Raw genomic sequence first — 25,032 nt, 5'->3', positions numbered from 1 at the left:
TTCTACATAGCATACTAAAGTTGTAAATACTGCGTTATCCTATGGCCTACGGGCCATTGCGAGTATCAAATAAGAATAATGTTGAAGATAAGACGTTATTTAGTATATTGCGAACCCATTTCTTAACAGAACTAAAACATGAAACGACCAACAATACTTAAGCTATTAGCTGTTGTATTCCTGAGCACGCTCATCTTTAGCTGTAGTAAATCCCGCGACTACAAAAGCAGTTCGCGAGCTACAGGTTGGAAGATGAATTCCAAAGAAGGTGGCTTTCAGTACAATCCTCAAGCCAAAGAACAAGAGACCGGACCAGGTCTTGTGTTTGTTGAGGGTGGTACCTTTACCATGGGACGTGTTCAAGACGACCCGATGCACGACTGGAACAACTCACCTACTCAGCAACACGTTCAATCTTTCTACATGGACGAGACTGAGGTTACCAACTTAATGTACCTAGAGTACTTGGATTGGATCAAAAGTGTATTCCCGCCGGAAAACGACAATTACAAGAAAATTTATGACGGAGCTCTTCCAGACACGCTTGTTTGGAGAAACCGACTTGGTTTTAACGAAGTTATGACCAACAACTACTTGAGACACCCTGCCTATGCAGATTACCCAGTAGTTGGTGTTAGTTGGGTTCAAGCTACCGAATTCAGCAACTGGAGAACTGACCGTGTTAACGAATTGATTTTAGAGCAAGAAGGCTTCACTGCCCGAGGCGCTAAACTGAATGTTGACGAAGGACAAGCTTTTAGCACCCAAACGTATTTGAATGCGCCATCTCAAGCCTACGGAGGTAACGATTCAATTACACGTGGTGGAAAGCGTTCTGCTTCTATGCTTAAAAGAAATACAGACAGTACCAACCTTTACGTTCAACGTAAAGATGGATTGCTATTGCCAGCTTACCGCTTACCTACTGAAGCGGAATGGGAATACGCTGCCCTAGGATTGGTTGGACTGCGCTCATACAACGTTTACCGTGGTCGTAAGAAATACCCATGGGACGGACAATACACACGCTCTGGAAATCGCAGAAGCCGCGGTGATCAATTGGCCAACTTCAAACAAGGAGATGGTGATTACGGTGGAATTGCAGGATGGAGTGATGATGGTGCAGACATCACTGCTGAAGTGAAGTCTTACCAGCCAAACGATTATGGTCTTTACGACATGGCCGGTAACGTAGCTGAATGGGTTGCGGATATCTACCGACCTATCGTAGACGATGAATTCAACGACTTCAACTACTACCGTGGTAATGTTTATACCAAAAACGCCATTGGCGAAGACGGTAAAGTGAAGATCGTAACTGCTGATTCTATTGTTTGGGATACCCTAAACAACGGTAAGATCGTAGCTCGTAACCTTCCAGGAGAGATTCTTCAGGTACCAGTTGACGAAGACGAGACCTACTTGAGAACAAACTTTGACCAGAGTGACAACCGTGACTACCGCGATGGTGACAAGCGTTCAACGCGTTATTTCGAATCGTTCAACGACGATGCAGAATTTGACGATGAGAAGCGTATGTACAACTCACCTACGCACCAGGTTGGAACGGACGACACCACTGGTAATATGGACCGTCAGTACGACGAATCCAACAAGCGTACTTCTTTGATCAACAATGAGGTTCGTGTTTACAAAGGTGGTTCATGGAGAGATCGTGACTACTGGTTAGATCCGGCGCAACGCCGCTTCTTCCCACAAGACATGGCAACTGATTATATCGGTTTCCGTTGTGCGATGTCTCGTGTAGGATCAAAATCCAAAGACAGAAAACGTCCTAGAAATTAGGAAATGGAAATATTCAAAAAAGCCCTGTATGATACATGCAGGGCTTTTTTTTTGACCCAAGCTTCCCTTATTTTTGTGAGTGATGAATCTAGAGCAATTATATACTACATTCTTAAAGAGCGCTGGCGTTTGCACAGACACGCGCAAATTAGAACCCAATCAGATCTTCTTTGCCCTGAGTGGCCCAAATTTTAACGGTAACAAATTCGCGGCGGCGGCCTTGGAACAAGGAGCCTTAGCTGTAGTTATTGATCAGGCCAAATACAAGCATCCTGTAGAAGGCACTTACTTTTTAGTAGATGATTGCCTCATAGCACTGCAAGAACTTGCAACACATCACAGACGCGCTTTAGGCTTACCCATCCTCTCTTTAACAGGAAGCAATGGCAAAACCACCACCAAAGAGCTTATTGCCGCGATACTGTCTCAAAAATTCAATCTAAAAGCAACGCGAGGGAATTACAACAATCACATCGGTGTACCACTCACCCTACTCAGCTTTACTTCAGAAAACGACTTTGGAATTGTAGAAATGGGCGCCAACCACCAAGGAGAGATTGCAGAACTCGCTACCATAGCCGAACCTGACTTTGGTTTCATAACAAACTTTGGAAAAGCGCACTTAGAAGGTTTTGGTGGAATTGAAGGAGTCATCAAAGGCAAGTCAGAATTATACAGAAATCTTGCCAGTCGTAACAAAACAGTCTTTGTGAACCAAGACGATCCCAAACAAATGGAATTGACCGAGGCTATGGATCGGGTTCTCATCGGAGCTCAAATGACGGGCAATAAATTGGAACTTGTAGCCACCAATCCTCGTGTAGTATTTGCCCTTAATGACACGGAAATTCAAAGCCATTTGATAGGAGAACACAATGCCAAGAATATTCGAGCTGCCATTGGAATAGGCTTACATTTTGGGCTCAGCGAAGAACAGATCAAAACTGGAGTGGAAAGCTACAACCCAGAGAACAACCGCTCACAATGGGTCAGCAAACCCAGAAATAAAATCCTTTTAGACGCCTATAACGCCAATCCAAGCAGCATGGAAGCCACTTTAAAGAGCTTTAAGACTTTGGGCAGCCAGGCGCCTAAAACGGTTATTCTGGGTGATATGTTTGAATTGGGAGAAACAGCTGCAGCAGAACATCAAGCCATCGCAGATCTTGCGAATTCACTAAACTTTGACCGCGTATTTCTGGTAGGTGCAAACTTTTATGCCGTGGATGCCCATGATGGGCAGATCAAATGCAGTGAGTATGAAGACTTAGTTGTAGCCCTTCAACAAAAGGATGTAGAAGGCCATCTGCTACTTATAAAAGGCTCTAGAGGCATGGCTTTGGAACGTATTTTGGATATCTTGTAACTCATGCGTTTACTCCTTTGCTTTCTCACCCTCGTTTATACAACCTTAGGGTTTTCACAAAACGATTACCAGTACACTCAACCCAAACAGCTCAACGATGGCTGGCAAACTGCAGATCTACGCGCACAAGGCTTGGACACCACCAAATTGTATCAGCTTTTTGCACAGCTCCCAGAAGCAGAGCACGAACTGCACAGCATTCTTGCAGTACAAGGTGGCGAACTCTTCATAGAGGAATATTTTGACGATCAGCAAAGAGACGATCAACACGATCTGCGATCGGCCTCTAAAAGCATTCGATCTTTACTCATTGGTATTGCCATAGATCAAGGTTTTATAACGAGCATAGACGATCCCATTCAAAAATACCTGCGTCCGCTAGAGGCCAAAAAGAATCTGGATTACCGCAAAGCAAAAATCACCATAAGGCACCTTTTGACCATGTCTCCAGGCTGGGATTGTAACGATCGGGACAAAGGATCGGCCGGGCAAGAAGATCGTATCTACCGCAAAAAAGACTGGTTGCAATACGCCTTGGACCTTTCCATGATCAACGAACCGGGTACTGTGAGCAACTATTGCTCTATTGGCACGGTCATGCTTATGGAAGTGTTGGAACGCGCCTCAGGGATTCCTTTGGATGACTTCGCAAAAAAATATCTATTAGATCCTTTAGGAATTAGCAACTACCGCTGGGACCATACCTCTAAAAAAGAGGTGATCTCTGCTGCAAAGCGTCTCTATATGACTCCGAGAGATATGGCTAAAATTGGGCAATTAGTATTACAGAACGGCCAATGGAACGGCCAGCAGCTGGTTTCTGAAGCTTGGGTTGCACAATCCACCAGTCAGCACACTTTGATTGATGAAAGCGGCTACGGCTTTTTGTGGTGGATGACGGCTTTCCCCTATGAAGGAAAAGCACTCCCTGGATTCGCGGCGAGTGGAAATGGCGGGCAATACATTGTGGTGTTCCCTGAGATCGAAGCGGTTTTTGTATTTACCGGCGGAGCTTATAATTCCCCAAAAGCACAACTGCCCCTATTTGTGATCCGCGATATTTTGATCCCCACCTTTGGCGCGCGTAACTAAGTGATCCTTTCTGCGTCCAACAAGCAAAACCTATGAAGTGAAAAAAGAAGAAGGACTGTCCCTAGGTGTTGCCTTAGGAGTTTGTTTTGGAACCACCATAGGCGCAATCACCGGCAATATTGGACTCTGGCTTTCCTTAGGAATTGCCATTGGAGCGGCCTTTGGCGGTGCTTTTGCAGTTGCTGCCAAGAAGAAAGAGAGCGAGGAATAATTTTTGGGCGCCCCCTGTAGTGTAACAAGTCCACTACAGGACCGGGCTTTCCGCTTTATCTTTGCGCTTCGCACAAAGGATGCCGCTTTAATCCCTGGCGCGGAATCTTGCCTATACTTACAACTTTAAATATCTTTGTTAAACGGGTCATTAACTCAGTTGGTTCAGAGTGTTACCTTGACAGGGTAGAAGTCACTGGTTCGAATCCAGTATGACCCACATTAAGCGAAAAATCCACACGAAAGTGTGGATTTTGTGTTTACGAACAAACCGAAAGCTCGCTTTCGAGTTTGTGAGGAAATACAAAATGACGGCTGAAGGCCGTGTATTTTTCATTTACAGGAGTGCGGTTAGATGGTTCACGACTGAAATGAGTAATCCAGTTTTTCCCTCCCATCGACATCTCGATACAATTCTCGCTTCGCTCAAATCACTCGATGTCCGTATCTGCCCCGCGCCAGCGATTGAAGCAAGCTACCGTGTAGCGCGGAAAGCGCGGTGCCGAAGGCAGGCGCCAAAATTCGTACATTTATAAGCATAAATTCTAACACAGATCCTTGCGACCCCTACTCCATTACGGACTTCACTTTATCCTTCCATTATTGGCGGCGCTCATCTTCTATCGCAAAGATTGGAAGAAGGCGTATTTGATCTTTGTCGCTACCATGTTGGTTGACCTGGATCACTTATTGGCCGATCCTATCTTTGACCCCAACCGCTGTAGTATCAATTTTCATCTGCTCCATACGTATTATGCGATGATTGCCTACCTCATTATGGTTTTTCTAAAGAAACCTTTTCACTGGATAGGACTAGGGCTGTTGATGCATATGCTAGCAGACTGGTCTGACTGTTTGATGATAAAGTAATATAGTTCCATAGAATCCCGAGCGGCCACAGCAAAACAACTTTTTAATAAATGGGATTACTCGCTTCGCTCGTGATCAAAGGATCACAATTTCAAAAATTATCCAAGTGGGCGCGAAGACTGCTAAGCGTTTAAAAAATGTCCAGTGGATATTTTTAGCGAGGCATGCAGCCTGCCGCGCGGGATTACCGCAATGAAGTTTTGCAACGCAAAACCAAACATCCAGTGGATGTTTGATGGAGGTAGCCGCGAAGCGGAAAGAACTCATTCCGTAGAATCCCGAGCGCCCCCTTCTGGGATTATCGCGCTTTCGCGCGATGATCCTGAAGGGGGTTACCACAGCAAACGATCTTACAATAACAGGGAATACTCGCTTCGCTCTAAAGGAATAATACCATTCAAAAAAAAGACCAAGTGGGCGCGAAGACTGCTGAGCGTATAAAAAATGTCCAGTGGACATTTTTAGTGAAGCATGCGGCCTGCCGCGCTGGAAGTGAGTATCACTAAATTTTGATAACAATAGGACGGCTTATATAGAAATGATCGATAGAATCCCGAGCGCCCCCTTCTGGGATTATCGCGCTTTCGCGCGATGATCCTGAAGGGGGTTACCACAGCAAAAACACATCCAATGGATGTGTTTTGTGTTTGCTTCAAAACTCGAAAATGAAATTTTCAGTTTTGCGCAAACAAAAAACCCTCCTTTTTCAAGGAGGGTTTTTGCTGTGGGCGCGAAGGGATTCGAACCCCTGACCCCTTGGGTGTAAACCAAGTGCTCTGAACCAACTGAGCTACGCGCCCTTGCTTTGTTAAGCGGTTGCAAATATAGGTTCTTTTTTTATTGGTGCAATACTTTTTGAAGAAAAATTTAGACTACTTCCGCCACGGTGAAGGTGCTTCCACCCACATAAATCAAATCTGTTTTTGAGGCACTTCTTTTTGCAGCCCCGAGGGCTCTGCCTACACTGCTGTATACCTTGCCGTTACGTCCCTGAGCTATAAATATGGCTTGCAATTCTTCAGCGTTCATAGCTCGTGGAATCTTGGCTTGGCAGAAATAGTAGCGTGCATCTTTAGGAAACATCACAACCAAATCAGCCACCTTTTTATCACTGACAAAACCAAGCACCAAGTGCAATTGATCATAGCTGGTATTCTTCAACTGGTTCAGCACAATAGCCAAGCCTTCTTTGTTATGAGCCGTGTCTGCAATTATTGTTGGTGATTCACCGAGCTGCTGCCAACGCCCTAATAAACCAGTGGTCTTAATGACTTGGCTCAATCCCATCTTTACAGCAGCATCGGGAACATTAAAACCTCTCTTCTTTAAGTGCTCTATGGCCAGAAGCACGGTCCTAGAATTCTGCTTTTGATAATCGCCTTTGAGATCCAGTGGATAGCTAGAAAAAGGGTGATCTTCTGCATAAAATATAGGCGCCCCCTCATCTTGAGCCTTTGTTGTAAAGACCTTTTTAGTCTCGGGAGTAGTTTCTCCGATCACTACGGGAATTCCCGGTTTTATAATGCCTGCCTTTTCTTCTGCAATAGACGCTAGCGTATTGCCCAAAAACTGCATATGGTCAAACCCAATATTGGTAATGATTCCAACCTCAGGAGTGATGACATTGGTAGAGTCCAATCGGCCCCCAAGGCCCACCTCAACCACGGCAATATCAACCTGCTGTTCTTCAAAGTACTTAAAGGCCATACCCACGGTCATCTCAAAGAAGGACAACTGCTGCTGCTCAAAAAAGTCTTTATGAGCCGCTACAAATTGAACAACACCCTTTTTACTAATAGGTTTCCCATTGATCTTAATGCGCTCTCTAAAGTCCTTTAAATGCGGAGAGGTGTACAAACCAACCTTGTATCCGGCCGCCATTAAAACAGAGGCTAGCATATGACTGCAAGACCCTTTACCATTGGTCCCTGCAACGTGAATACTTTTAAAACCCTGCTCCGGGTTCCCTAGATGCTCACAAAGCGCTCGGGTATTGGAAAGATCGATCTTATATGCGGCCCCGCCTACCCTTTGATACATAGGAAGTTGCGCAAAGAGCCAATCTAATGTCTGCTGATAGTTTATAACTTATCGTTTTATAAAACGCTTGGTCTGTGTTCCCTCAGCGCTTTTTAATTGTAAAAAGTAAACGCCCGCTTGCAATTCACTCACGTCCACTGATTGTGAAAACGGAAGCTCTAAAACCACTTGTCCCAAGGCATTGTACACGCTCAGGGAAGCATTTTGCAAAGGCAGAGAACTCGTAATATTCAAAACTCCGTTCACAGGGTTCGGCGCTAAGATCAACTCCGCATCCGCAGTGAATTCATCCGCGCTAAGCACGTTTACGCTAATGTCTAATTTATAGCTGGATCTTCCGTAAGTCGCTGCAAAAAGTAATTCGTCGGCTTCATGAATATCCAGATCGGTTACCACAACGGCAGGCATATTGGCTCCAATAGGGACCCAAGTTGCGCCTTCATCCTCAGAACCTAAAACGCCAATATCGGTCCCTAAAAAGAGGTTTCCAAACGCATCTTGCACTATATCATTTACTGGAATATCTGGTAATGAAGTGCCAATATTGGTCCAAGTAGCACCAAAGTCCGTGCTTTTGTATACGTGTCCATTATCTTCTCCAAAACGATAACCCGAAAGGGTCACATAAAGGGTGTTGGTATCAAAACGAGAAGTGAGCACTTTGGTTACCCATCGGTCTGGCAAAGTAGTTGAAACCTGCGTCCAATTGCTGCCTCCGTCAATGGTGGTCCAAATATTTCCATCGTCATACCCAATAATGATCTTATCGGAATCAAAGGCAGAGACATCTATACTGGTCAGGGTTCCAAAGCCGTTATTCCCCGGGTAAGGGCCGTCGTGCAAAATAGGACTGATCGCGTTCCAATTTATGGCGCCATCCACTGATTTGTAAAGTCGTTCCGCTCCGTAGTAAACGATATTGCTGTTAGCAGGATCAAAGACTATGGGCGTATCCCAATTCTTGCGTTCGGAGCCATCCACACCGCTCAGCACTACGTTGAAACTCGCTGCATCATCAATAGACTTTTGCAGGAATCCGCGCTGCGCAAGAGTGTAAATAGTACCGCTATCCGTTGGATCAATAAGTGGTTGAAAGCCGTCGCCGCCGGTAATGATGGTAAAGTCGCTTAAACCTCCGGTGGTGGTTCTAAACGTACTGTTGTCTTGTGAACCTCCATAGAGTCTGTCACTGTTCTGCGGATCGGCCTTAATGCGGTAAAACTGTGTGATAGGCAGGGTATCATCAAAGGTCCAAGAATTTCCTGCATCGGCGCTGGTGTACAAACCACCATCGTTACCCAAAAGGATCAGATTGTCAATACTAGGATGAAAAGCCAAGGCATGCTGATCCACATGAACACCTGGGAAGGAAGGTCCCCAGCTTGCTCCTCCATCTGTGGACTTTTCCATCACAAAACCAATATTGTAGAGCGTGTTCTCGTCTGTAGGATCTACCGTAATACCGCCAAACCACCAGTGAAAACCAACGTTGGTCAAATCACCTCCACCTAAAGAACTCCATGAATTCCCGCCATTGGTCGTTTTAAAAACATCAAAGATGGAACCATTTCTGTCGGCATATAGCGCATAAAGCACGTTTGGATTTGATTGAGCAATATCTATACTGATGCGTCCTTTCTGTTCTGGCAAAGATGGCAAGCCTGTAGTGAGTTCTGTCCAAGTGGCACCCGCATCTGTAGAGCGATAAATGCGCGAGGTCTCTCCCCCATAAATTCTAAACTCTGGCCTGCGAATGCGCTCCCAGGTTGCGGCATAGACGATGTTTGGATTGGTTGGATGAATGACCATATCGATTACACCAGTGATCTCTGACACAAAGAGCACCTGGCTCCAAGTGTCACCCCCATCTGTACTTTTGTAAACGCCTTTATTTGAATCATCTCTAAAAAGCGGACCCATCGCTCCAACGTAAAGGGTTTCATCATCAGTAGGATCAATAACGATCTTCCCAACACTTCCTATATCTGGAAGGCCTTTAGACTCCCAAGTAAGGCCGCCATCGGTACTTTTAAAGATTCCGTTACCATCATAGGCCAAAGATCCACCTCCGGCATTGGGTTCTCCAGTACCTACATAGATCTTGTTAGAATCTGTGGCAGAAATTTCAATATCTCCAATGGACAAATATTGCTGTCCATCAAAGATCGGCAGCCAAGAAGCGCCACCGTCAGTCGTTTTAAAGATTCCGCCAGAAGCAGCTCCGACGTAATAGGTATCTGGATCAATAGGATCAATAGCGATGTCTGAGATGCGTCCGCCAATATTAAGGGGCCCAGCAAATTCCCAAACAGTTCCTCCACCGCTTTTGGCGAGGTTTTGACTTTGCTTCCATGCAATAGCCTCTGGATAGGCTTGTGTAGCTATTTCCCCATAAGGGAAGGCTCGTTGCATAAATAGAATGTCTCCCGGACGCTCAGAAGGAATGTTGCTGAGGTCGTATTTGGGGGCGTGCTCGCAGCTCACTAAGAGCAGTGCTAGAAGCAATGTTGTTAAGATTGAGTAGGTAGGTCTATTCATGGCATCGTTTTTCTCAAAGATACCAAAAATGACCTCTTAATTGGACAAAGAAAAACGGTAAACGATCTTCCCGATCTGTTTTGCAGGTGCGTTGGGATCTGCGTTGAATTTGGTATCCATAGCCGCGCGTTTGGCCGGCTCTAGCAGACAGCGTGAATTGTTGGTAGTCCCGCGAACTCCAGGAGTAGCGCTGATCACGTTTCCGTTGCGATCCACCTCTATACTGACCACGACGGTTCCAGCCTCATTACAGTCTTGTTGATACTTCTCCTTGTTCAAAGCAGAGCGTCCGCCAAGCTGGTAGTTTCCATCTCCATCTAGACCTTTACCAGTTCCATAATAGCTGCTGGCATTTGGGTCTCCGTTGGGATCTCCTTTGTCACCTCCGGTGGCATCGGGACCTTCTCCTCCATCGGTCTTTCCGTCATTCTTAGGACCGTTGATGATGGATGATAGTGCGTCCGTAGTGCTTTGATCTGGCTTGGGATCTGGTTTTTTTTCAGTCTCAACTGGCTTCTCTTCTACTGCAGGTTTGGTCTCCACAGGTTTTTGATCATCCTTTACCACAGGCGCATCTTCAATGTCTTGGGTTACCACCTCTTCATTGATGTCTTTAGAGGATTGCTGCGGATTGGACTGCGTTTGCTGCGGAGCTGTTCTTACCGTCTCCTGCGGCTGCACATTTCCAGAACCCGTAGCACTGGTTCCAAAATTAATGGCGATCCCACCTTCTGGTGGCGGATCGAGATATTTCAATCCGAAGAAAAACAGCAACAGCAACAGTATGGCCATAAGGGCTGAACTGATGCGAAAGCTCTTGCGTTTGTGCTGGGTATCTAAAAATCCCATATTAATTCGGGCGTACGGCGAGTACGACTTTAAAATTGTTCTTATTGGCAATATCCATTACCAAAACGGCCTTTTCAATGGGCACGCCTTCTTCTGCACGCAAAATGATGGTCGGGGAATCCTGACCACCCAAGGCTGCTTGCAGTTCACTTTCTATGCTGTACTCACTTACGCGCTCTTTATTCACGTAGTAAGCTCCTCCTTTAGTAATGCTCACAGAAGCATTTTGCTGCGCCGTGGTCTTCCCTTTGGCCTTTGGAAGCACTAGGTTGAGCGCATCTGGAGTTACGTTAGACGAAGTCAGCAAAAAGAACACCAACAACAGAAATACAATGTCTGTCATGGAGCTCATACTGAACTCAGCCTTTACTTTATTTCTTCCTCTTAGATTCATACTGCCGTATCTAAGCTGGTTCGTTTAGAAGATCTAGGAAGTCAACAGCATTGGCCTCCATTTGGTGCACAACCTTGTCTGTCTTAACCACCAAGTGATTGTAACCCATATACGCAATAATACCAACTACCAAACCTGCAACGGTAGTGGTCATGGCCGTATAAATTCCTTCTGCCAGTGAGCCCATCTCTGCTTGTCCACTACTGGTAGCCAATTGATGGAAAGCCAAAACCATACCAATAACCGTCCCTAAGAAACCGATCATTGGGGCAGCCCCTGCAATGGTAGCGAGGATACTTACGTTCTTTTCCATTTTATAGACTTCCAAACGCCCCGCATTTTCAATGGCGGTGTTGATATCATCCAGTGGACTTCCGATTCGTGAAATTCCCTTTTCAGTCAAACGAGCCACGGGAGAGTTCTGCTGAACACATAAAAGCTTTGCCGCTTCTAAGTTTCCAGAACCTACATTGTCTCGAATTTGATTCATAAAATTGCCGTCAATCTTAGAAGCCGATTTGATCGCAAACAGGCGTTCAAAGTAGATATACATAGCCACAAAAAGCAGCACAAATAAAACAGCAATAATGATTTGACCAGCAACTCCTCCGTTGAGCAGGAGTTCCATCAATGAGATCGTTTTTTCTTCAACGACAGGTTCCAGGCCATCTACAGCATCGGTAGTTGGGTCCTGAAGTAGGAAATTCAACATAGTTTAGGTTTAATAATGGTAGAACGAACAATACGTTCAGAAATTGTAAGGGCTTAAACGAGTAGCACGCGTTGGAACAGAAGATACACTCCAGCTCCTACGGCAAAACCTACGAATGCTAACCAAGTAATTTTCTTTAAATACCAGATAAAATCGATCTTCTCCATTCCCATTGCAGCTACACCCGCAGCAGATCCGATGATCAACATAGATCCTCCAGTTCCTGCAGAATAAGCAATAAAATGCCACAATACAGAATCGGTTGGAGATTCATACATTCCAATAGATGCTGCTACAAGCGGCACGTTATCAATAATGGCTGAGAAGATACCCAGCAAGATCACTACGACATCCTCATAAGGAATGGCTCCTTGCAATACTTCTGCTAAGTAACGCAGCGTACCTACTTGCTCTCCGTCCATGGAAGTTCCGTAAACCAAACTCTCCAGTCCGGCAACGGCCATAAGGATTCCTAAGAAGAAAAGGATACTTGATATTTCAATACGCGACAAGGCTTTGTGTGCAGAGTATTTGTGTCTTTCTGATTCTGAGAAGTCTTCTTCTGGGTGAATGTATTCTGAAACCAACCATACAATACCCAAGGCAAACATCATCCCAATATAAGGTGGCAAGTGGGTTACTGTTTTAAAGATCGGTACAGACACGATCATCCCCAAACCGAGGAACAACATAGTCTTACTACTGAGTAATCTGCGCCCGTCTGCATCTTCATCCTCATCTACTCCGGTCACCTCACCTTGGAAAGGCTTCATACGACTGGCAATGAAGAACGGTACAAGGAAACAAGCAATAGACGGCAAGACCACAAACTTCACCAAACCTAAGGCAGTCACCTTATTTGCAATCCAAAGCATAGTGGTGGTTACGTCTCCAATCGGTGACCAAGCACCCCCAGCATTCGCCGCAATCACTACCATAGAGGCAAACCACAAACGGTCCTCTCTGGTTGGGATCAGCTTACGCAATAAGGTTACCAGTACGATCGTTGCCGTAAGGTTATCAATGATAGCTGATAGTATAAACGCCAAAATACCAATGATCCAAAGCAGACGCTTCTTGCTCTTGGTCTTCACAGCTCCTTTCAGGATCTCAAAACCGCGGTGCAGATCAATGATCTCCACTATGGTCATGGCGCCTATTAAGAAGATGAGAATCTCCGCTGTTTTACCCAAGTGATGCAGCAGCGTATTGGAGAAGCCTTCTTCCATGGCGTGGTCGCCGGCTATGTATTGAAACACATTCTCATGGGTGTCTATGACGTTGAACCATCCGGCGGTGAAGCCAATGGAAAGCACTGCCCAAATAAGGGCTGCCATGATCAAGGCAGGTACAGTTTTGTCTAGACGAAGGGGATGTTCTAAGGTGATTGATAAATAACCAAATACAAAAATGAGAATGATGATAGATTCCATACAGATGGTAGTTTATATAAGTTGTTTTAAAGCGATCTCAAATGCGGTTTCGCTTATTCTTGTTTTATTCGGATTCGATTGGTGTGTAGCTTCCAAAGCACGTCTAATGGTCTGCGAAGTATCATTGAAGATAGCTTCATCGGTCATTTGTACTTTTCGCTCCATAAAGTAAGCAAAAACTCTGGCCATTCCACAATTTGAAATAAAATCTGGAATCAAACTAACCTCGCGGTCTGTATGCTCCATAATAGAACCGAAGAAAATCTCCGGATCGGCAAAAGGAACGTTCGCCCCGCAAGAGATCACTTCTAAACCAGAAGCGATCATTTGATCGATCTGATCTTGTGTGATCAAACGAGATGCCGCACAAGGAGCAAAGACCTCAGTCTCCAAAGCCCAAATGCGCTCGTTCATTTCTTCAAACGGGATCATATTTTCCACCATAAGTTCATTACCGCGCTTGCTTAAAAAGAACTCGGTAACTTCTTCCATGGAAAAACCAGTTTCATTGATCACTCCACCGTGACGGTCAATGATACCGACAACCTTGGCTCCCATTAAGGCCAAATAATACGCCGCAGCTGACCCTACGTTTCCAAAACCTTGGATCACAGCACGCTTGCCAACTACAGAACCGCCGTAAACCTCATAGTAGTGTTTTACAGCCTCCGCAACACCAAAACCAGTGATCATATCGGCCACGGTGTATTTTTTGGTTACGTCCGGAGAGTAGTTCGGGTTTTCGATTACTTTGATCACCCCTTGGCGCAATTGACCAATGCGGTTGATTTTATCGGCCTCTCTCGGCTGAAAATGTCCTGAGAAAACTCCTTCCTGCGGATGCCAAACACCGCTGGCCTCCGTAATTGGAATTACTTCGTGGATTTCATCTACATTGAGATCTCCACCCGTTCCGTAATAGGATTTGAGCAAAGGAGAAACGGCAGCGTACCAACGTTCTAAGACCTCCTTTTTACGCGGATCAGCAGGGTCAAAATTGATCCCTGATTTAGCACCTCCAATGGCTGGTCCGGAAACCGTGAACTTCACTTCCATGGTCTTGGCCAAGGAAAGCACTTCATTCATATCCAAACCTTTACGCATACGAGTTCCCCCACCAGCGGCTCCACCACGGAGCGAATTGATGACGGTCCAACCTTCTGCATCGGTATGAGGATCGTTCCAATGAAACACGATTTCTGGTGCTTTATTCTCGTAAGCTTTAAGGAGTTCTTTCATTTAGTTGGTTGGCATAGTAGCATGACAAATATAACAAACTTAAGTACCCAAACCGTTCGCGATAACTAAATATTAGCGTTAAATATCAGGCCACTAGAATGATCCTTACGCGCCCCAGTAACCGAGGCTAAACAATTGACCTCATCACGCAATTTAAGGACGCCTAAAAGTGCAAAAATCAAGGCTTCCTTGTATTCAATCAGTTGTTTGTTGGGTACTTTGATTTTCAATGACTTATAAGACTCTATGCGCTGCAGAAGATAATCATTGTGAGCTCCGCCTCCGGTAAACAAGACCTTACTCTTCGCTTTTAAGGGTTTGGAAATCTGAAAAGCCATATGCTCTACCAAAGTGGCTAAGGCATCTTCTGGATTGAGCGTTTTAAGTTTGAATTTGTTGTGAATTTCACTGCGGACCCATTCCAGTCCTAAGGATTTTGGAGGTTGCTGCGCGTAGTAATCCAAGCTGTTGAGTTGTTTCAATAACTGATCATTCACAGTTCCGCTTTGGGCGATCTTGCCGCCTTCATCATAAGCAAGCCCCAACGGCTCCACTAGTGCATTGAGTATGATATTGACCGGACACAGATCATAAGCAATCCGCCTTCCATTTTGTTCATAGGATAGGTTGGCGAACCCTCCCAGATTGATGCAATAGTCGTAATCTCCAAAAAGCAATCGATCGCCAATGGGCACCAAAGGAGCACCTTGCCCGCCTAGGACGACATCTTGCACCCTAAAATCGCAAACTACGCGTTGCCCTATGATATCGGCAAGCTGCTTTTGATTTCCGATCTGACGGGTCACTCCCAGATCAGGTCGGTGTAGGGCCGTGTGTCCGTGTGAACAAACCGCATCCAGCCCCATAATATTATGCTCTTGGATAAATACTTTGATCTGCTCGCCTAAAAACTGGGAATAGCGCGTATCTGCCGCGTCCAATTCCGCAGGACTGAGGCTGACCAGATCTGCCAAAAAAGCCTTCTCGCGCTTTTCATCATAGGGAAGCATTTGGGTGTGCCCAAATTCATAAGTCCAAACCCCTTGGTCTACAGTGAAGAAAACCTCAGCCAAGTCAATCCCATCCAGCGATGTACCAGACATCACTCCAAGTACGTGATATTGATTTTTAAGCATTCTTAAAAATAACAGGATTTATTGAAAATATGCCATTTAAGAAGTATCTTTGCTAACCTTTTTTGAGAATAATTTAAAGAATACTGAATTCCATGGATTTTACCTTAACCGAAGAACATGAAATGATCCGCGAGGCAGCTCGTGATTTTGCTAAGAACGAATTGCTTCCAGGCGTTGTAGAACGCGACAATAAACAAGAATTCCCAGCAGCCCAGATCAAACAGATGGGAGAACTTGGATTTATGGGAATGATGGTAGATCCGCAATACGGCGGAGGCGGAATGGACACGGTTTCATACGTGTTGGCCATGGAAGAACTCAGTAAAATAGACGCTTCTGCATCGGTAGTGATGTCTGTAAACAACTCTTTGGTGTGCTACGGAATCCAAGCCTTTGGTAGCGATATGCACAAGGAGAAATACCTGACCAAATTGGCATCTGGGGAGGCTCTTGGGGCTTTTTGTTTGAGTGAGCCAGAAGCAGGTTCTGACGCGACTTCTCAAAAAACCACGGCCATTGATATGGGTGACCACTATGTGCTTAACGGAACCAAGAACTGGATCACCAACGGAAGCACCTCAGACTACTATATTGTGATCGCTCAAACGGATCGCGATAAAGGTCACCGCGGAATCAATGCGCTTATTGTAGAAAAAGGATGGGAAGGTTTTGAGATCGGCCCTAAAGAAGATAAACTCGGTATCCGCGGAAGCGACACCCACTCTCTGATCTTTAACGACGTTAAAGTTCCTAAAGAGAACCGAATTGGGGAAGATGGCTTCGGATTCAAATTCGCCATGAAGACCCTAAGCGGTGGTCGTATTGGCATTGCAGCTCAGGCTCTAGGTATTGCGCAAGGAGCTTACGAATTAGCTAGAGACTATTCTAAAGTGCGCAAGGCTTTCGGTACAGAGATCTGCAACCACCAAGCCATTGCCTTTAAATTGGCAGATATGCACGTTAAGATCGAAGCGGCTCGTCACTTAGTAATGAAAGCTGCTTGGGACAAAGACAACGGTCACAACTACGATCTGAGCGGTGCTATGGCGAAACTTTACGCCTCTCAAGTTGCCATGGAAGTAACGGTAGAAGCAGTGCAAGTACACGGCGGAAACGGTTATGTAAAAGAATATCACGTGGAGCGCTTGATGCGTGACGCGAAGATCACACAGATCTACGAAGGAACAAGCGAGATCCAAAAGATCGTGATCTCCAGAAGTCTCTTGAAAGATTAATCTGAATTAGTCCACTGTAAAAAGCCCTGAGTTAATCGCTCAGGGTTTTTTTATGAAAATCGCTCAAAATGTACACTATAGTTGCAATGTGTAACATTTTGACCCTGTTTAAGACTAATAGTCGAAAGCTTTTCCGAAATGAGTGCGTTAACTCATTTTTTTTACCGAAATTGATACTCCGAAAATTTTAGCAACCTTAAAACAATAGTCTTACTATGGCTGACGATTTTGACTTATTAGAGACCGATTCTGGCCCCGCACAAGAGAAAGTAGATGTGAACTGGGGTAAAACCATGGACCAAATGAAAGCCAAGCTGGCGCAAGAGGACGATCCAGAAGTTCGTCAAAAGATACTCAACGCGACCTTGGATGACGTAGTAGGCATGGCAGAGAAGGATCGCAGCTCCCTATTAGAAGCGATCAAAGACCTTACCGACTATCAGGATGAAGTAGGAATCATCTTCGAGAAGTTCTCTACCCTCAATGCGGAGGAACAAAAAGTAATTGACCGTGCGCAAGCTGCTTTGGATAAAGCCAAAGTAGAATTGCAAGATGCAGAGAACGTCAAGGACAATTGGTGGAACAACCTCTTTGGACGAAAGTCCCGCATCAAGCGCAAAGAAGAGGAGCTCAAAGCGGCAGAGAAAGCCCGAGATGCAGCAGATCTTCGCGCCAAGCAAATGTTTCAAGAGCGTATTGAGAACGCCGATATTCAAACCTTGCTCAACGAGCTCTCGTACAAGAGTCAGGCTGCTGTTACCCGTTTGAAGAACCGTGAGGTTGAGATCAAAGAGGTAGAAGAGAAATTGCAGGTAGCTATTGTTGAAGCATCCAAGAACCACAACAAGGCCTTGGAGAAAAAGCAAGAGACCGAAGAAAAACTCGAAGAGCAATACGCGCTATTGAAGCAGGCCCGTCAAGAGCTTGAGGAGATCACCGACAAGCAATCGCCAGAGTATTCTGAGGCCATTGCTAAGATCACTCAGCTGGAACAAAAGGTAGAAGAACTAGAAGGTCTTAAAAACGCCTACACTACCCTTGCGGCTTCTAAGGACAGCTTTGTTCACAAGCACAACTTGACCATCAAAGTGTTGACTTCTCTGCGCAGCAATTTACAATCGCACAGAGCAAAGCTTAAAAGTGATACTGACGAGCGTCTGAAGTACTACGACGGATATGTTGTTGCCCTCAAGGCGAGAACCGATCAAGAGTTCGCAGCGATCTTAGAACACTTAGGGGTTAAAACCGATGAGCATATTGGACAAACTCTAGCGGCTATGCACACAGCTTCTGCCAAGGCGCGTCAGCAGATGATGGACAACATCCCAGTTCACGAAAAAGTGATGCAAGGTGTTTACAGCTCCTATGCTGAGGCTTTACAAGAACTGCGTAAAAAGGATGCAGAGATCCAAAAGGACTTTGCCAACCGTTATGGGATTGACATGAAGGAGATCTTTGAGGACTATTACGCTACTGACGATGCTCCTGCACCGAGCGGTGACGGTGGTGGTGGTGATCCGGCTCCGGCTCCAGACCCTGCAGACGACGACTTGCTCGGATAAACTCCGAAGCCACATCTTTTAACTTTAAACTTTCACGTGAAAGCGAGAGCTTATGGGCTTACATGACATAGTTACTCCCTTGGATTCTGCGGTTTTAGAAACCAAAGAACAGTACAAGGCGTATTTCAAACTGGTCAAACACGGTTTCAATGCTTTGGTTGATGCCTTAAAACAAAAGGACATCTGTACCGAACGCGAACTCGAGTTCTTGTCCCAGTACTGTGACCTGATGCTCTACAGCTTGGAAGCTTTCCGCGTGAAGTACCTCTTTGATGACGAGGAAAAGATGCGGATCGATCTCACAGAATCTGGATTTCCAAATTATTTGGAGTTCCGATACCTGCTGAACGATCTGGCGCTCAAGCAAGAATTCATTGAAAAATTGCCTCCAGCTCAACAACTGAAAGAAGAGTTTCTGGACACGCTCCTAAAGCAAAAAAAGCCAGTCGCAGACAAAAAATTGCACCAAGCGGCATCTATAGTTTACTACACATCAGTAGACCGCAACTATATCTTTAGACGCTTTGTACAAGGCAAGATTGTGCGTACCAACGACAGAACCATCGGTCGCAATTTAGTGAGTTGGTCCTTTTATGATGTATCACTCAACAGGCCTTTTGTAGGTTATATGTACTTTGATGTGAACAAGACCAGTGTCGCGGACTATCAGGCAGAGATCTATGAAGCTTTGGAAAAGGTTGCGGATAGGAACATGGACGTAGAGATGATGGCCTATGCCATTGACAAACGTTTGCCTAAACTCTATCCGCGTAGCTTAAAGCTGATTGACCTTGGGCCGCTACACAGCATCTTTGCCAAGGATGAATTGGCCATTACGCACAGTTTGCTCAAAGCCATTGGCAACAAGGATTTGGATCTGTCGAATTTTGCTTTTTCGCTCAGAGCGGCGCATATCGAATCCAAAGGCACCTTTAAAGAAGGAAGCTTTTTTAACAAGCAGCACTTTCAAATTTGGACAGAACCCAAGAGAGAACGCCTGCTTTTTGCACCTCACCGGACGTTGCAGATTTTGTACAACGACATCCCGGACGAACTGAATTTATTGACACAGAACCCTATAGAAATCCCTGCTGTAAACCTTTAATATATGGAACACAATACCACATTTCCCATCAAAAAGAACGAACTGGAAGCCCTCCGCGAAGAAGCGGCCTCTTACCTAAAAGGTGTTCAATGGGAACAGGGTATGAAAGCCAAGAATAGAGAGAAGGACGGGAAAGACGATTCTATTCTACTCTACCTCTCTAAAGCGACTGGCAATGGCAAAACAGAGGTTACCTCTGTTTCCAAGACCATTTTAGGGCTTAAGAAGCGCTTACTGAATGATTCTATTGCCATTCCATTAGCCTTGAACCAATCCCTTATGGCCCTGCAAGAAGGCCTCAGCATGGGTATTTGGCTTAAGGATGCGTATTCTGATGCCAGCGGTCTCTCTGCCATGCAAGAGCAACGCAGCAGCTTAGACGCTTCACGCCGCAGAGAATATGACAGCAAGATGCATACGGCCACGGCCTTTATGCTCTATGGAACCGCTTATAAAACCTTATTTGATCTCAAGCCTCATGCTTCTGATGATCTTACGGTGTTAAAAAACAAATTCGCGGGAATTCCAGAGGTCTCCTTGGCCTCTCCTATTAAAGGGATTGCCTGTATGCTCTTTTACTTTGACAAGTATTTGAGCCATCCGGAGATGATCACCTCAGACAAAGATGTGATTGACTTTACGGTGGTTTATTTTGAAGGATTGATCAGTGAAATCCAACTCCGTATCAGTTCTTTGGAATACACAGAAACCATAACCGACAGAACCTACAAGCTCGAAAACAGTGAGTTTGCGGTATCGGGCTGGGAGAATGTCTTTGAAGGCACTGCGCAAAGCGTAGAGTTCAATAAGATCCAGTTTGAACAAATTGTCGGTAACCGAGATGCCAAGCACTTTGCCCGCCGTTTGACCGAGCGCATGCTGAGCTATGATTTTGCAGCTAAGAAGAATCCGTTCCAAGAATTAGGTGGTTTTATGCCTGTTTTTATGGGCTACGGAATTCCAGGTACCGGTAAAAGTATGTTGATCGCCGCTATGGCGACACGCCTCAAAGAATACTGCGAAATCTTAGAGATCCCGTTCTTATTCCATCCCATGCCAGACACGCTGATCTCTACTTTTCAAGGAGGTTCTGCGGAGAAAATGGTACAGTGGATGAAACCCATGCAAGACCCTACCAAGTTGATCTTTGCGCCTATTGATGATGCAGAGAACAACCTGCAAGAGCGTACCGCTCAAGGAGTATCTGCTGGGGTGAAAGAAGTTATTGGTGTGTTCTTACGCTACACAGAAGGCGCCTATGCCGTGAACTACGGAAACAGTGCCATTGGATTATTTACCAACCTGCCGGAGATGCTGGACAAAGCGGTGATCTCAAGGGTACAGGCGCGTTTTAAGATCGATGGAGCTCGAACCATTCCAGACTTTGTGGATCAGGATTATTTGTGGTGGAGCAAACTCAACGAAACTATGCCAGGCTTTGTGAATATGAAAGATCCAGAGAAATACGAATACTTGGCCAATCAAGGACTGGCAAAGAATTTGGGTGAGATCTTAAAGCATGCAGAGCGTCCTAGTGAAGAGCGCGTATTGGAGATCTTTGAGCAAGTCGAATCCAAAAACGCTCATGACCAGCATATGTTTTATGCAGAGTTGTACAAGAAGATTCAGGAGAGCTTTCCGTTCTTCTCGTCTCGTGATATTAGAAACATTCAGTCTGCGATTTCCTTACGCTTGACAGACTTTGACCTGCCTGAGCAGTGGTTTGAGGATCCGACCTTGTATTTCAAGAAGGATTACGACACCAAATACAGCATGCTTCAGGATCTGATGAAGCAGAACATGAAAGGCTTGGACTTTTCAGACATTAGAAGACAAGAAGTGGTGCGCTACTTAGACAACGTAGCAACCATTGCAGATACTGACTTTAAACGCAAAGTGGAACAACGCGTGAACGAGCTCAACATTCAAATGGAAGCTCGCGAGCAGTTTGAAAAAGGGACAGATTAATGGAGAAATTACAGCAGGCAGGATTGTTTGGCGGCGGCTTGACCACGGTTTCCGGACCGTTGGTAGCGCGCTACAATGACTGTTTGGCCATGTTGGGAATCAAGCCGGTAAAGCTCAAACGCTTTCAGATAGACGGATTAGGGTGGAGTCCAGAGGTAGCTGCGGAGCTCAAAGACGATTACTACCTCAACCTGGGCGATGCCAATTCCTATGGAATCATTGTTTCTCCAGAGCAGTTTGATCAGCCTGTTTACAGACCCTTTCACAGTTTTGACCGGGATTTGATGTATGCGGTGTTTACGGCCTACCAAAGAGAGATCAAAGATATTACTAAAGATTCCGCGATCTGTTTGCATATTGATCAAGGCTTGGACACCTATTACGAATCTTTTGATCTGCTCAAGATTGAAAAAGTGACCGTTCACTTTAAGATCAGCGGGGATCTGGATAAGAACAAGGCGGAACAAATGGCCTTGATTGAAGAGTACAATACCGGGAACAATTTCTTCCACAGAGAGATTCACAAAAAGCTTTTAGCCTCTGCCCTAGCTTTCGGCGATCTGCGGGAACGCAAAGTTCATTTGGAACCCATCAGCGTTGAAGTGAATTCCTTTTACACCAAAGCCTATGGCGGGGTGTTTGTCTTGCGTGATTTTATCAAAGAGATCATGGTCTTTGAGTCTATGGAAACCTTTAAGAGTTCGATAAGCAATACCACTCATGAGGTGATGTTGTTCCACAAGGACCACGAAGAGCTGCATAAGACGCTGGTAGATCATTTGATCGTAGAATGCAATTTGAAGCGATCGGAATCCACTCCGAAGTACCTGCGCATCAAAAAGCATTTGTTGGTAGAAAACCTAAAGGAAACAGAACATCCTTTGGCAGAGATCCTAGAGAACGAGTTTCTGTACAAGCGTTATTTCAACACCTTGACGGATGCTCAGCGCAAGCTCATTAGCGGCGTGGAGATCTATAACGAAAAGATTGCCCAGAGCAACCAATATAAACGCAAGGACCTGGTAGATTACCGAATCTTCCTCGCCTTGCATGAACCTCATTCTTCTATTGAAGATGAGCACCGCGCTTTGATCTGGAAGCTGCTGGTTAAAATTATGCCGCTAGATCCTGTGGCCCTTTACTGGTTTGACAAAGAAAGCTTTTACGCCCATTTTGAAAACTATGACGAATCGTATCAGGATTGGATCGTAGCACGCATAAAAGAACGCAATAAAGAATTTAAGTTATGACCATAGAGATCATTGTATTTATAGCTGCCATATTGTTTGGAATTGTTGCCTACTGGCGCGAATCTAAGAACAACAAGTTTTACCGTTTGGTAAACAAGATCACTCACAGCAAAGAGCTGCAGATGGAGGCCGACAACCCTAAGGGCTTTTTGTACCTCCAACCCTTTTTAATGCGCTTGGTGTGGATCACCGCTGGTTTTTTGTTAGGTCTGATTTTGGTCATGGCCCTAACTCCAATCAACCTTTTTGTGGTGCAGTATTTTGTGAGTGCTATAGTAGGAACCTTAGCGGGAACCTATATCGCCTCGGCCTTCTTTGTGACCAAGGAAGGACTCTCTAAGGAGAACTTAGTGGAAGCCGTTCAAAAGGGACGAGACTTTATTGAAGACTTGGCAGAAGGCAAGCCAGAAGCGGAGGCAGAAGAAGCTGCGGAAACTACTCCAGAAGCAGAAGCTAAGGCCGAACCAGAACCCGAAGCGCCTAAAAAGAGCGCCAGAGAACGTCTGAAGGACAAAGGCATGATCAACTAATTAAAACACCATGAGTAGACTCAAAAGATATTGGCAACGCGGCAAGAAGCAAAAGCGCAATTTGATTTTGCTGGGTTTGCTGGCTTTGATCCTGTTATTCATTCTGCGGGATGATTATCAGCCTGCACTGCTGTTTTTGCGCAAGTATATATTCTTGATTCTGCTGAGCGGGATCATCACCGTATTTCTTTTTTCGAGATTTAGAAGGTCTCCGTCAACAGGAGCGCGTATAGGTTATATAGCAGGAATAGCGGGTTGGTTTGGACTGTTGTGGTATGTAGGTTGGAGCTTAAACCTCTATCAATTCATGCAGTCTTACAATGTGTTTTCTGATCTGAACAAGGTCGAAATTCATGAATTACCGCTTACGCAGAACGAACGCATTCAGCCGTTCAACAATATTGTGACCATGGCCTATGAGTCTATTGGAGAGACTCAAGAGGTATCCTTACCGCATTTGGTAAGAGTTGATGGCACCAATCAATGGACCATGGCCGTACAGCCTGCGGAGGAATACATTTGGCAGCGCATCAATGACAATACTGAAGAACTTTTCAATGTGGATTCCACCACACCTTTTCCTCGTTTTTCTGAGGACAATAGAGTGAAGATCACCTTCTCCATTGGGGAATCGCTGGCTTGGAGTAGAAACACCTATAATGCCGTGGTGCAGCGCTTCGGATTCTTTAAGCTTTTCACTTATGAGCCGAGCGATGTGTTCTATATGAAGAACGACGACGGCAAGTGGGTTCAGGTGGTGAGTCTCATCAAATGGAAAGGCTTCTTCTTTCCGTATCCAACCTATGGTGGGGTAATGGTCATTGAACCGGGAGAGCACGATTTTGGAGATTATGTGGAGCGCATCCTGATAGGAAAAGGAACCTATTATTCGCCTGAGGAAACCAAGAACTATCCGTATCTGCAAAGACAGAATATCTTGGCAGAGCAAGTCTCACGCATGCAAGCACAGTCCTTGCAGTTTTTAGGTGGGTTTACAGATCCACTCCCTTGGAACAAAAAGACGGCCGTTAAGATCCCTGATCTGGAAGCCGACCAAAACCAACAACCCTTTGTCACCGATTTCAATTGGGAAGGCATGAACGTGGGCGCCTATGACGGATTGTATCATTGGTTTGGTTTAGAGCCGATAGGTGATGAGCGCACTACCCTTTCTTTTAGCGTGATGATCCCTGCGGACGGAACCGATCAGTTATTCTACTACAATCACGCTTCTAAGAATGAAGGCTTGGCTGGGGTTTCAGCAATGCCCTTAAAAGTGATCGAGTCGCGGAAGGAATACGATTGGTCTGTGAATAGACCGGTAGAGTTTAGACCGTTCATTAAATACATTGGTGGACGCAAACGCATGTTTGTGATCACCACGGTGACCTCTGCCCGTGAGGATTCCAAAAGGTTTGACGGAGCCGCTACGCCAGATTTGGCACTCATTGACACAGACTACCGCGATGTAGTTTGGATTGATGCTAAAAAGCCACTCAGCTGGGGCGATGCTATTTTAGATCAGTTGGGAGAAACCTGGAAGGCAGATGAAAATTTGACGGACCAACAATTGTATCCGGACCAAGATCTGGACTTTCAGCAGGAGAAGGTGGTAGACAGCATCATTCCACTGGCTGTGGACAGTTTGGTCATTGACAGCGAGCGTGTAGTAACTCCAGGGGATACGATTCAATAAA

General features: G+C 45.4%; 20 protein-coding genes and 2 tRNA genes. 13 read left to right on the top strand and 9 right to left on the bottom strand.

Going from position 1 to position 25,032, the window contains the following annotated elements; translation table 11 throughout:
- Positions 1 to 138 precede the first annotated feature (138 nt).
- The 6 genes from gldJ (at position 139) to POW22_RS05980 (ending at position 5,344) form a co-directional block, all read left to right on the top strand.
- Complete coding sequence (gene gldJ / locus POW22_RS06005) at positions 139 to 1,806, top strand: gliding motility lipoprotein GldJ (protein WP_272831720.1); 1,668 nt, start codon at positions 139 to 141, stop codon at positions 1,804 to 1,806.
- Positions 1,807 to 1,888: 82 nt separating this feature from the next.
- The gene (locus tag POW22_RS06000) at positions 1,889 to 3,172 is read left to right on the top strand and encodes a UDP-N-acetylmuramoyl-tripeptide--D-alanyl-D-alanine ligase (protein ID WP_272831719.1); all 1,284 of its coding nucleotides are present in this window, start codon (positions 1,889 to 1,891) and stop codon (positions 3,170 to 3,172) included.
- Positions 3,173 to 3,175: 3 nt separating this feature from the next.
- Positions 3,176 to 4,264, top strand: coding sequence for a serine hydrolase domain-containing protein (locus tag POW22_RS05995; RefSeq protein ID WP_272831718.1), 1,089 nt, complete (start codon positions 3,176 to 3,178; stop codon positions 4,262 to 4,264).
- A gap of 37 nt (positions 4,265 to 4,301) precedes the next feature.
- Positions 4,302 to 4,475 (top strand): glycine zipper domain-containing protein, encoded by a 174-nt coding sequence (locus tag POW22_RS05990; protein WP_272831717.1) that lies wholly within the window; start codon positions 4,302 to 4,304, stop codon positions 4,473 to 4,475.
- 144 nt (positions 4,476 to 4,619) lie between these two features.
- Positions 4,620 to 4,694, top strand: a tRNA-Val gene (locus tag POW22_RS05985).
- A gap of 338 nt (positions 4,695 to 5,032) precedes the next feature.
- Positions 5,033 to 5,344, top strand: coding sequence for a DUF6122 family protein (locus tag POW22_RS05980; protein WP_272831716.1), 312 nt, complete (start codon positions 5,033 to 5,035; stop codon positions 5,342 to 5,344).
- A 725-nt stretch (positions 5,345 to 6,069) separates the two neighbouring features.
- Here POW22_RS05980 and POW22_RS05975 read toward each other — a convergent pair.
- From POW22_RS05975 to POW22_RS05935, 9 genes are all read right to left on the bottom strand, one after another.
- Positions 6,070 to 6,144, bottom strand: a tRNA-Val gene (locus tag POW22_RS05975).
- Between the two features lie 67 nt (positions 6,145 to 6,211).
- Positions 6,212 to 7,384: a bifunctional folylpolyglutamate synthase/dihydrofolate synthase gene (locus POW22_RS05970; RefSeq protein ID WP_336407706.1), complete on the bottom strand. Its 1,173-nt coding sequence runs from the start codon at positions 7,382 to 7,384 to the stop codon at positions 6,212 to 6,214.
- Positions 7,385 to 7,432: 48 nt separating this feature from the next.
- Positions 7,433 to 9,922: a VPS10 domain-containing protein gene (locus POW22_RS05965; RefSeq protein ID WP_272831715.1), complete on the bottom strand. Its 2,490-nt coding sequence runs from the start codon at positions 9,920 to 9,922 to the stop codon at positions 7,433 to 7,435.
- A 36-nt stretch (positions 9,923 to 9,958) separates the two neighbouring features.
- Positions 9,959 to 10,771, bottom strand: a complete 813-nt coding sequence (locus POW22_RS05960; RefSeq protein WP_272831714.1) for an energy transducer TonB — start codon at positions 10,769 to 10,771, stop codon at positions 9,959 to 9,961.
- Position 10,772: 1 nt separating this feature from the next.
- A complete protein-coding gene (locus tag POW22_RS05955; protein WP_272831713.1) occupies positions 10,773 to 11,165 on the bottom strand; it encodes an ExbD/TolR family protein in 393 nt (130 codons plus the stop codon).
- 10 nt (positions 11,166 to 11,175) lie between these two features.
- Positions 11,176 to 11,877: a MotA/TolQ/ExbB proton channel family protein gene (locus POW22_RS05950; protein WP_272831712.1), complete on the bottom strand. Its 702-nt coding sequence runs from the start codon at positions 11,875 to 11,877 to the stop codon at positions 11,176 to 11,178.
- A gap of 53 nt (positions 11,878 to 11,930) precedes the next feature.
- On the bottom strand, positions 11,931 to 13,310 hold the full coding sequence (gene nhaD, locus POW22_RS05945; RefSeq protein ID WP_272831711.1) for a sodium:proton antiporter NhaD: 1,380 nt from the start codon (positions 13,308 to 13,310) through the stop codon (positions 11,931 to 11,933).
- 12 nt (positions 13,311 to 13,322) lie between these two features.
- A complete protein-coding gene (locus tag POW22_RS05940; protein WP_272831710.1) occupies positions 13,323 to 14,549 on the bottom strand; it encodes a Glu/Leu/Phe/Val dehydrogenase dimerization domain-containing protein in 1,227 nt (408 codons plus the stop codon).
- A 65-nt stretch (positions 14,550 to 14,614) separates the two neighbouring features.
- Entirely contained in the window at positions 14,615 to 15,685 is a 1,071-nt protein-coding gene (locus POW22_RS05935) for an anhydro-N-acetylmuramic acid kinase (protein ID WP_272831709.1), read from the bottom strand.
- A 92-nt stretch (positions 15,686 to 15,777) separates the two neighbouring features.
- Between POW22_RS05935 and POW22_RS05930 the strand changes: the two genes are divergently transcribed.
- The 7 genes from POW22_RS05930 (at position 15,778) to POW22_RS05900 (ending at position 25,031) form a co-directional block, all read left to right on the top strand.
- A complete protein-coding gene (locus POW22_RS05930; RefSeq protein ID WP_272831708.1) occupies positions 15,778 to 16,920 on the top strand; it encodes an acyl-CoA dehydrogenase in 1,143 nt (380 codons plus the stop codon).
- Between the two features lie 215 nt (positions 16,921 to 17,135).
- Positions 17,136 to 18,482, top strand: a complete 1,347-nt coding sequence (locus POW22_RS05925; protein ID WP_272831707.1) for a coiled-coil domain-containing protein — start codon at positions 17,136 to 17,138, stop codon at positions 18,480 to 18,482.
- Between the two features lie 52 nt (positions 18,483 to 18,534).
- A complete protein-coding gene (locus POW22_RS05920; RefSeq protein WP_272831706.1) occupies positions 18,535 to 19,587 on the top strand; it encodes a hypothetical protein in 1,053 nt (350 codons plus the stop codon).
- Between the two features lie 3 nt (positions 19,588 to 19,590).
- Complete coding sequence (locus POW22_RS05915) at positions 19,591 to 21,555, top strand: AAA family ATPase (RefSeq protein WP_272831705.1); 1,965 nt, start codon at positions 19,591 to 19,593, stop codon at positions 21,553 to 21,555.
- Positions 21,555 to 22,805, top strand: a complete 1,251-nt coding sequence (locus tag POW22_RS05910; protein WP_272831704.1) for a DUF6638 family protein — start codon at positions 21,555 to 21,557, stop codon at positions 22,803 to 22,805. Before POW22_RS05915 ends, POW22_RS05910 begins: the two co-directional genes overlap by 1 nt.
- Entirely contained in the window at positions 22,802 to 23,335 is a 534-nt protein-coding gene (locus POW22_RS05905) for a hypothetical protein (RefSeq protein ID WP_272831703.1), read from the top strand. Before POW22_RS05910 ends, POW22_RS05905 begins: the two co-directional genes overlap by 4 nt.
- A 10-nt stretch (positions 23,336 to 23,345) precedes the next feature.
- Positions 23,346 to 25,031, top strand: coding sequence for a hypothetical protein (locus POW22_RS05900; protein WP_272831702.1), 1,686 nt, complete (start codon positions 23,346 to 23,348; stop codon positions 25,029 to 25,031).
- The last annotated feature ends 1 nt before the right edge of the window (position 25,032 follow it).

Origin of the sequence: Gilvibacter sediminis (genome assembly GCF_028561565.1) — a bacterium.
GTDB lineage: Bacteria > Bacteroidota > Bacteroidia > Flavobacteriales > Flavobacteriaceae > Gilvibacter > Gilvibacter sediminis.
This window is presented reverse-complemented; position numbering and strand designations above follow the sequence as displayed.